This is a genomic window from bacterium (assembly GCA_039961635.1).
In the GTDB taxonomy this organism is placed as follows: domain Bacteria; phylum 4484-113; class 4484-113; order JAGGVC01; family JAGGVC01; genus JABRWB01.
Genome location: JABRWB010000029.1, coordinates 1 through 4,816 on the forward strand (window position 1 = coordinate 1; position 4,816 = coordinate 4,816).

Annotated in this window: 3 protein-coding genes and 4 tRNA genes; all 7 read right to left on the reverse strand. The window is 55.6% G+C overall.

Annotated elements, in window-relative coordinates; genetic code table 11:
* Nucleotides 1-1,194 (reverse strand): elongation factor Tu, encoded by a 1,194-nt coding sequence (gene tuf / locus HRF49_04460; protein ID MEP0813902.1) that lies wholly within the window; start codon nt 1,192-1,194, stop codon nt 1-3.
* A 72-nt stretch (nt 1,195-1,266) separates the two neighbouring features.
* Nucleotides 1,267-1,340: transfer RNA gene (locus HRF49_04465), tRNA-Thr, on the reverse strand.
* 13 nt (nt 1,341-1,353) lie between these two features.
* Nucleotides 1,354-1,424 (reverse strand) — tRNA-Gly (locus HRF49_04470).
* A gap of 7 nt (nt 1,425-1,431) precedes the next feature.
* A tRNA-Tyr gene (locus HRF49_04475) sits at nt 1,432-1,514 on the reverse strand.
* A 15-nt stretch (nt 1,515-1,529) separates the two neighbouring features.
* A tRNA-Thr gene (locus HRF49_04480) sits at nt 1,530-1,601 on the reverse strand.
* A gap of 130 nt (nt 1,602-1,731) precedes the next feature.
* The gene (gene topA / locus HRF49_04485; GenBank protein ID MEP0813903.1) at nt 1,732-4,008 is read right to left on the reverse strand and encodes a type I DNA topoisomerase; all 2,277 of its coding nucleotides are present in this window, start codon (nt 4,006-4,008) and stop codon (nt 1,732-1,734) included.
* Between the two features lie 14 nt (nt 4,009-4,022).
* The coding region (gene dprA, locus HRF49_04490) for a DNA-protecting protein DprA (GenBank protein MEP0813904.1) at nt 4,023-4,816 on the reverse strand (794 nt) is incomplete at its 5' end.

The window sequence follows — 4,816 nt, forward strand, 5'->3', positions numbered from 1 at the left end:
TTACTTCAAGATCTTGGTTACGCGGCCTGCGCCGATGGTGCGTCCGCCTTCGCGGATGGCAAACCGCATCCCTTCTTCCATCGCAATCGGGTTGATCAGCGTCACCTTCAGGTCTACGTCGTCTCCAGGCATTACCATCTTCGCCGCCTCCGGCAGCTCGATCGCTCCAGTCACGTCCGTCGTCCGGAAGTAAAACTGCGGACGGTACCCGCTCACGAACGGCTTGTGCCGGCCGCCTTCCTCCTTCTTCAGCACGTACACCCTCCCCTCAAACTCCGTGTGCGGCGTGATGCTCCCAGGCTTCGCCACCACCTGACCGCGCTCGATCCCCGTTCGCTCCACCCCGCGCAGCAGCAACCCAACGTTGTCCCCTGCCACTCCCTCGTCCAACAGCTTCCGGAACATCTCCACTCCCGTGCATACCGTCTTGCGCGTCGGGTGTATTCCAACAATCTCCACTTCATCTCCCACCTTCACCTTCCCGCGCTCCACTCGCCCTGTCGCAACCGTCCCACGCCCAGTTATCGTGAACACATCCTCCACCGCCAACAAAAACGGCTTGTCGATGTCCCTCTCCGGCTGCGGGATGAATTCGTCCAGCGCATGCACCAGCTCGAATATGCACTCATTATCCGGCCCGCGATCCCCGGACGACTCAAGCGCCTTCAACGCACTCCCGCGTATGATCGGCGTCTTGTCCCCGGGAAATTCGTACTTCGTCAACAACTCCCGGATCTCCACCTCCACCAACTCGATGATCTCCGGATCATCCACCATGTCCACCTTGTTCAAAAACACCACGATGTACGGCACACCCACCTGCCTCGCAAGCAAAATGTGCTCACGCGTCTGCGGCATCGGCCCGTCCGCGGCAGATACCACCAGTATCGCACCGTCCATCTGCGCCGCTCCAGTGATCATGTTCTTCACGTAATCCGCATGCCCGGGACAGTCCACGTGCGCATAGTGACGCTTCTCGCTCTCGTACTCCACATGCGCCGTCGCTATCGTGATCCCTCTCGCCTTCTCCTCCGGCGCCTTGTCGATCTCGTCGAACGACGTGAACTTAGCCTGTCCAAGCTTCTCAAGCACCTTCGTCATCGCCGCCGTCAACGTGGTCTTCCCATGATCTACGTGACCAATCGTCCCCACATTCACATGCGGCTTCGTCCGATCAAACTTCTGCTTCGCCATTCCTGATGCTCCTTGAACTGATTTCCTTCGCCCCCGGGCGAAAACACCACAAAAGCAACCGAGTTCGAGATGAGCCCACAACCAGAATTGAACTGGTGACCTCATCCTTACCAAGGATGCGCTCTAACCGTCTGAGCTATGTGGGCGGGATGATCGCCTAGCGGGAGACGGGAATCGAACCCGCGTCACAAGCTTGGAAGGCTTGAGCTTTACCATTAAGCTACTCCCGCGTAAAAATGGTGGGGGAAGGATTCGAACCTCCGAAGCGATCACGCAGCAGATTTACAGTCTGCCCCCTTTGGCCACTCGGGTACCCCACCGCATTTTGCCGGGCGAGCCGACGACCCGATTCGAACGGGTGACCAACTGATTACAAATCAGTCGCTCTACCACTGAGCTACGCCGGCACGCGCAAAATCAACGTGCACCACCGCCAAAAAGCGAACTCTTAGGATATCCCTCTATTCGCCGCTTGTCAACAGGTTTGGCAAATTTCCCAAACAAATTCCCTTCGGCCGGATTTCACGCACGGATTTTTCAAGTAAGGATTCCGCCGTTGTTCTCGCACTCCACGTTGCTGCAGAAAACAACTTTGTCTCCCGATAGTTTGTCCTTCCTCTCCGCCAAGAAATAACCGCATTTATCGCATCTGTCCAGCAGAGGGGTTCCGAACAGCTTGAACCCGCAATTTTTCTCGTCGGTACAAACGTAGACCTTTCTTTTGTTAGGCATCGCGCGCTTTTCCAGCGATCCGCCGCACTTGGGGCACACCGTTTGGAGCTCCCTGCTGTACTTGCACTTGGGAAAGCCGCTGCAGGCGACGAATTGACCGCCCCACTTATTAATCCGCACGAGAAGCTCGCCCGCGCATTCCGGACATTTCTCGCCAAGCGGCACCGCGCCGTTAGTTCGTCCCTCCGCGGGATCGCCGTTCTTGTCCAGCGGCTTGGTGTGCTTGCACTCGGGAAACCTGCTACATCCGAGGAACTTGCCGAACCGGCTTTGCCGGATGAGCATTTTCGCCCCGCAAACTTCGCAATCGTGTTCGGTCAATACCGGTTCGGGCCTGAACTTACGGGGATCCTTTTCCGCGCTGGCCAGGTCTTCTTCAAGCACCTTCCAAAAAGATGAAACAAGATCCTTCCAGCCTTCTTTGCCTTCAGCCACTCCGTCAAGCTTTTCTTCCATTCCCGCCGTGAATCCGACGTCCACGATTTCCGAGAAATATTCCTTCATCAAATCCGTCACAAGGAATCCCCATTCGGTCGGTACGAAGCTTCGCTTTTCGCGAGTCACGTATTGGCGCTGAATTATCGTGTCTATGATCGTCGAATAAGTGCTCGGCCTGCCAATGCCGAATTCCTCCAAAGCCTTCACCAAAGAAGCATCGTTATATCGAGGCAGAGGTTTCGTAAAATGCTGCGCACGCTTGAATTCCGAAACCGCAAGCTTGTCGCCCTTCGAAATTTCCCTCGGCAGGGGAAGAATCGGAACTCCTTCGTCTTCCCCTGCATCCTCCTCTTTGCGCAGCTCGGAGGCACGCGGATCGTAAAGCGCGAGAAATCCAGGAAACAAAGTTCTTGTGTCCGAGGTGCGGAATAGGTACTTGCCCGATTCGCAATCAACGGTCCGCGTCGAGAACTTGGCGGCTGCCATTTGGGATGCCACAAACCTCAGCCATATCAAGTTGTACAGCTTAAGCTGATCTGGCTTCAGCGATCGCTTTATGACATCATCTTCCGGATGATGGGAGGCAGCCGTCGGTCTTATAGCCTCGTGCGCATCCTGGATCTGCCCTTTGCCTTTGAATACGTTCGCGGAAGCGGGAAGAAACTCCCCGCCGAACCTGGCCTTTATTTCCGCGCGTGCTTGCGAGATTCCTTCTTCCGAAATGCGAACGCTGTCCGTACGCATGTACGTTATCAAACCCTCGGTCGTTCCGTCCAAATCCACACCTTCGTACAACTGCTGGGCGATCTGCATCGTGCGTTTGCCGCTCCACCCAAACTTGCGGTTCGCCTCCTGCTGCAGCGTACTTGTAATAAAAGGCGGTGGGGCCTTTCGAGTGAATTCTTTCTCGGAGACAGAAGTGACATCCAGCTGTTTACCGGAAAGTTCGCCTTCTATCGCCTTGGCTGCCGTCTCGTCCGGAATCCTGAATTCTTTGCCGTCGATCTTCGCGAGCTTCGCCCAAAATCGCTCGCCCCGCGCGGTTTCGAGCAACGCTAGGATGCTCCAGTATTCCTCGGGCTTGAATGACCGAATCTCCAGCTCGCGTTCGCAGATGAGCCTGACAGCGACGCTTTGAACGCGCCCGGCGGACAATCCCGTACGAACTTTTTTCCATAGTATCGGGCTGATTTTGTATCCGACAAGGCGGTCGAGTACGCGCCTGGCTTGTTGCGCATCGACAAGCTGAAGATCAATTTCGCGCGGATGCTTGATTGCCGAGGTTACGGCGTTTTTCGTAATTTCGTGGAATTCAACTCGGTAAATGGATTTGGGTGCATGCCTTATTCCGCCCAGAACGCTTGCTACATGCCAGGCGATGGCTTCTCCCTCGCGGTCAGGATCGGGCGCCAGGTAAATCGCATCCGCCTTGGCCGCTTGGGACTTAATTTCCTTGATAACCTTTTCCTTGCCTTCGATAATTTGGTAATCGGGCTCGAATCCGTTTTCGATGTCGACTCCCAGTTTGCTTTTGGGCAGATCGCGGAAATGTCCTACCGTGGAAATCACCTTGAAATCCTTGCCGAGAAACTTCGAGAGCGTACGCTCCTTCGTTGGGCTTTCAACTATAAGCAATTTCGTCATCTGTCACCGGTACTTTATACTCTTTGGTAATAGCCGCCGCTGGTGGATGTCACGAGTCCGCGAATCTCCAGCATTGTCAGGTGCGCACTCAGCTCCGCGATCGACATTTTCGTTTCACGCGCGACTTCGTTTATGTGCGTTCCCTCGTAGCTCACGAGTTCGAGAACCCGCCGCTCTTCCGGCGACAGGCCCGCAGGAGTATACCCGCTTCTGTCAACTTCCATTTCAATTTCGCCTTCCGATTCATCTTCGGCGCTGTATCCGATTGTCATTTGCTTCGGTTTGGCCTGTCGGCCGAACAGCAATTCCTCTTTGGAGAGATTGAGCGCGATCAAAATATCGTCCGCATTTTCAACCAGCGAAGCCTGCCCGGTTTTAATCAAATGATGGCATCCCTTGCATTGCGGATTTGTCGCAAGCCCCGGAAGCGCAAAAACCTCACGCCCCTGCTCCACGGCATGGCGCGCTGTGAGGAGCGCGCCGCTTTTGCGCGCCGCTTCCGCTACGAAAACCCCGTGCGACAGCCCGCTGATGATTCGGTTTCGCTCGGGGAAATGAGCTGCATGCGGCTCCGTTCCCGGCGGATACTCAGAAACGATCAAACCGTCGCGCGCTATCTGGTCGTAAAGATCCTTGTGCTCGCCCGGATATACGACATCCACCCCACATCCGAGTATCGCGATTGTCTTTCCGCGCGCAGAAAGCGCGCCGCGGTGCGCGGCTGCGTCAATTCCAAGCGCCAACCCGCTGATAACAGCGATGCCGAGCTCGGCAAGTTCGAAAGCAATCTTTTCGGCTTGTTGCGTAC